Raw genomic sequence first — 4,673 nt, 5'->3', positions numbered from 1 at the left:
TGCATTGTAACTTTTTCTTTTTACACTCATATTTAATCCCTATATTTTCTATTTCAATTTTATCATTTTTGAAATAAGAAAACAAATTTTACTGGTTCATTATAGTTTTGTCTAACCTTTTAAATTCTGAATGATTATCTACTCTGTCAACAACTATAATGTCATCAATATCAAAATTATCTGCTAATGTTACAGATTGAGTAGAAGCAATTATTTGTGTGCTTTTAGATACTTTTCTAAACATACTTGCTAATAATTTTAATGCAAAAGGATGTAGTCCCAACTCTGGTTCATCTAAGAGGATTATAGTTGGTAAGTTAGGTTGTAATAGAAGTGTGGTTAAACAAATAAATCTTATAGTCCCATCTGAAAGATCGTTTGCATCAAAGTATTCATCCGTACCTTTATGTTTCCACTTTAGTTTTATTGTATCTATATTGCTCATTTCATGTTCCAGAATAAAATCTTGAAAAAATGGAGCAACTCTTTGAATTGTTTTTACAATTTGAATATATGACTTTTCATTGTACTCTCTAATACATCTTAAAAAAGCTGATAAATTTGCACCATCTGTAGCTAAAATTTCACAATCATTAATATTACAAGTTTGTTTAACTTTTGCAGTAAGACTTGTATCGTGAAAGTGGTAGACTTTCCAATCTTGGATATATCCTACTATATGTCCTTCAGATGTTCTAGAATGCGGTCTACTTGGAAGATTAGAATTCTCTTCACCATTATTGTTTAGTGTAAATGACTTTGTTCCACCAGCATAACCAATTGTATCTCCAAAAAAAATGTAAGTTCTTCTTTAAAAATAAATTTATCATTTACAGTAGGTATGATAGTGGCTTTATACCCATTTGGTATAAATTGCAATGCAAAACTAATTTCAGAAGTTATTTTTTTGCCAAAATGAAGAATTTTATTTGCTCCACCTTGTTCCGCTGTGTATGTAGGTAAATCTTTATCAAGAATTTTTTTCATAAATTTAAAAAAGCTAATAAAATTACTTTTTCCAACACCATTTGAACCAATAAGAATATTAAGTGCTTTTAATTCTAAATTTAATGATTTAATAGATTTATAACCATCTATTTTTAAATGATTTAGTCTTCCTAGATTTCTTGACATTGATTTCCTACTTTAATGTTATATGAAATATTATACCAAAAATGTTCGGCTATATAAAACTCAACAGCAATTACAGCACCAATTTACTCATTTATAGCTACAATTCCACATGGGACATAAAAATAAAAAAAACAGTAAAATAAACCAGAGAATTAAACAATATTTCGATAACGATCCTTTTGATATTGGGATTGAGAGAGTTTCTTCTGAGACTCTTAGTGAGTTGTTTTCTACTCTTGGCATCTATGATATAGAACACTCAAAAGAAGTACTTCTTAAAGCTGCGCGTATGATTTGGAGTGAAGCAGACTCAGATTATCGCTCAGATATACTAAACTTTTTTGCAAGAGATAACAAGTTTTATAAATTAGATATAGAAAAAGTAGCGAATCTAGATAGAGATGACAAGATAGATCTTATGCTTGAAGAGCTTGATGTAAGTTCTCAAGAAGCAGTTTTACTTCGTGAAGCTTTTATGCAAGTAAGAAGTAAAAAGATAACTATTTCTAAACTCGAATCAAAACTAAAACATATAAGATTTGAGCAAAAAAGAGCTAGACTTGAAAAAGCACTTGATGGCATCTTTGATACAGATGATACTTTAGAGTTCAATGCATCTTTGCACTATATCCTCTACAAACAAAGCTTTCATAAGATACTTACCCTTAGTACAAAAGCATATGGTGATGAGTTTATTCAAGACAATGATGATGAAATTCTTATTGCTAAGATAGCTGAGGATAAAGAAAACATTGTACAAGCACAACAACAAGAGATAAATGCTTTTATAAAAAATCTACCCGAGAAACATGAGTACCTAACTCACAAAGAGATAGTAACCTCACTTCGTGCTTCTCCTCCAAAGACTAAAACATCTTATCCTCTTATAAAAGAGAGTGTTTTAGAGTCAATCATTTCAACTGCACTTGATGTAGTAGACTTGGAACTTCATGATGAAGAGATGTTAGTTCGCATCGACCATAGTTTCACTTTTCCATACTCAGATATGAAGCACTACTATATACTAGAACTTCATATAGAGTTAGATGGACTTCTTCAAGATATTTGGGAATCCAACACGCTTAACTTTAACTCTGTGATACAAGATGCACAACGGCACCAAGAAGAAGACTTTTTAGAGAGTCTAAAAGAACTTGTTAATGAGTGTGAACACTACGCGACACTCCTGCATCTAAGTGAAGAAGAGCTACACAATAAAGTCTATCCAATACTCTTAGACAGACTTGGAGCTTCCCTTAACCTTACTCCAAAGATATTGAAAAAAACTGTAAGAACCTTTGTTAGAGATACTCATGATGATATTATCAAAAAACAAAGACAGGCTCTTTTAGCTAGAACTATTCGTGATTTTAAAAATCTTTTCCCAATAGCAAGAGAGATGAGAAGAAAACTTACTCTTCACATCGGACCGACAAATAGTGGTAAAACCTATACAGCGATGAAGAGGCTCGAAGAAGCTGGTACTGGATATTATCTTGCACCACTAAGGCTTTTGGCCTTAGAGGGCTATGAGAACTTAAAAGCTAACGATATTGACGCTTCTCTTATTACAGGAGAAGAACAGCTTTTAAACGAAGACGCTACTCACATAAGTTCTACTATCGAGATGTTAAACTTTGATGTGGATGTAGATGTTTGTGTAATCGATGAAGTTCAGATGCTAGACGACCGTGATCGTGGTTGGGCATGGGCAAATGCTATTATCGGAGCACCATCACAAGAGATTATCATGACTGGCTCTTCAAACTGTAAAAATGCAGTTATAGCACTCGCACGGTATCTTGGTGAAGAGCTTGAGATAATCGAGTTTGAGAGAAAAAATCCTCTTACACTTTTGGAACTTCCGACAAGTTCAAAAGATGTAGAAGAGGGAACTGCAATTATTGCTTTTAGTAGAAAAGATGTTCTACGACTTAAACAAGACTTTTCACGTTTCTTTAGCGTAAGTGTTGTTTATGGAAATCTTTCCCCTGAAGTTAGACGTGAAGAGGCAAGAAGATTTAGAGAAAAAGAGACTCAGATACTAATAGCTACAGATGCTATTGCTATGGGAATGAACCTTCCTATAAAAACTATACTCTTCTCAAAAGCTGAAAAGTTTGATGGAGTCTCACAAAGAAATCTTCTTGCATCTGAAGTACTTCAAATCTCAGGTCGTGCAGGTCGTTATGGACTAAATGAAGAAGGGTTTGTGGGTGCTTTAAATACAGATGCTCTTCGCATCGTAAAAAAGAACTTCTATAGAGAAGCAAAAGAGATTACTTTACCATTTAAAGTAATGGCGAATCTAGAGCATATCAAATTGGTTTCGAATATCCTAGAAGAAAACTCCCTTCGTGAGATATTAAAGTTCTTTGTAGAAAATATGGAGTTTACGGGTCCATTTCGTGCATCTAGCTTAGATGATATGTTAGATGCAGCACTTATTATAGATCCCTATGATTTGGATATTGCTGTGAAATACCATCTAGCTTGTGCCCCTCTGACTCTAAAGTCACCTTACATCGTTGCATCTTTTGAGAGTTATATCTTAGCACTGGAGAAAAAACTCCCTGTTACTTACACTCCACCTGTTCTAATAGGTACTTATGCCGCAACAACAGATGAGCTTTTAAGAGCAGAAGATATGGTTAAAGAGATATCTCTTTACCTATGGCTTAGTTATCGTTTTAGTGATTACTTCTTAGATGAGCAAAAAGCACGTCAAGCAAGATGGGTTTTAAATAAGTACATAGAAGAGTCTCTACAACACAGCCACTTTGTACAAAAGTGTAGAATCTGTACAGCTTCACTTCCAGTAAATTCAAAGTACAATATCTGTCAGGCATGTTTTAAAAAGAACTATACTGGTGGTGGATATAGAAGAGGAAAAAGAGGGTAGGATTATTTTTGGATAAGGAGAGATTCGAAAAAAACCTACCCTAAAAATAATGTTTTTTTGCTTATTTTAAACTATGATATACTTTCAGCGTTACAAGTAGTGTACATCTTTTGGGCTTTGGAGTTTCAAGGGTTTAGGGAGTTAGTCGGTATCCCCTAGGAAGGAGATACACTATGAAGTTTATTCTTGTGTTAGTGGTTTTAATGGTTCTTGCCCAACCGTTATATTAAAATAGGGAGCTTAGGCTCTCTTCCACTAATGCAATTGTAACGAATATTATAACACAAATTGTAAGAATATGTATAAATATCTATGATATAACTACTTATTAGCACTCTATCAACTACTCTTATATTGACTTGACCTTAACATTACAATCATGCATAAGACCATGTTCTTGATTATATTTACACTCTATCATATAAGTTTTACTATCATAATCTTTTAAACTCTCTACATTACTTTTTTTGAAATAAATCTTTCCATTTCCAAAGCTTATAGTTGCTTTACATTCATCTACTACTTTGTAAATATTTTGTTTCGCCAATTCTAAAATCAAGTGCAATTTTTTGAAAGTAAGTTGAAAGATAGGATTAATCGATAATCTGCTAATCTTATTCGACCAAAAACAAAGAAG

4 protein-coding genes are annotated in these 4,673 nt (G+C 32.8%); 1 reads left to right on the top strand and 3 read right to left on the bottom strand.

From position 1 onward, the window contains the following. Positions 1–88: 88 nt before the first annotated feature. Positions 89–457 (bottom strand): AAA family ATPase, encoded by a 369-nt coding sequence (locus QZZ48_RS14110; protein ID WP_366755940.1) that lies wholly within the window; start codon positions 455–457, stop codon positions 89–91. A gap of 287 nt (positions 458–744) precedes the next feature. Further along, positions 745–1,134: an AAA family ATPase gene (locus QZZ48_RS14105; protein WP_294966895.1), complete on the bottom strand. Its 390-nt coding sequence runs from the start codon at positions 1,132–1,134 to the stop codon at positions 745–747. 109 nt (positions 1,135–1,243) lie between these two features. On the opposite strand from QZZ48_RS14105, the gene QZZ48_RS14100 reads away from it, so the two are divergent. Then, positions 1,244–4,036: an SUV3 C-terminal domain-containing protein gene (locus QZZ48_RS14100; RefSeq protein WP_294966894.1), complete on the top strand. Its 2,793-nt coding sequence runs from the start codon at positions 1,244–1,246 to the stop codon at positions 4,034–4,036. 349 nt (positions 4,037–4,385) lie between these two features. Here QZZ48_RS14100 and QZZ48_RS14095 read toward each other — a convergent pair. Then, positions 4,386–4,673 (bottom strand): hypothetical protein (locus tag QZZ48_RS14095; RefSeq protein WP_294966893.1); only part of this gene is annotated, 288 nt, incomplete at its 5' end.

The sequence above is a fragment of the Sulfurimonas sp. genome, from assembly GCF_016744025.1.
In the GTDB taxonomy this organism is placed as follows: domain Bacteria; phylum Campylobacterota; class Campylobacteria; order Campylobacterales; family Sulfurimonadaceae; genus Sulfurimonas.
This window is presented reverse-complemented; position numbering and strand designations above follow the sequence as displayed.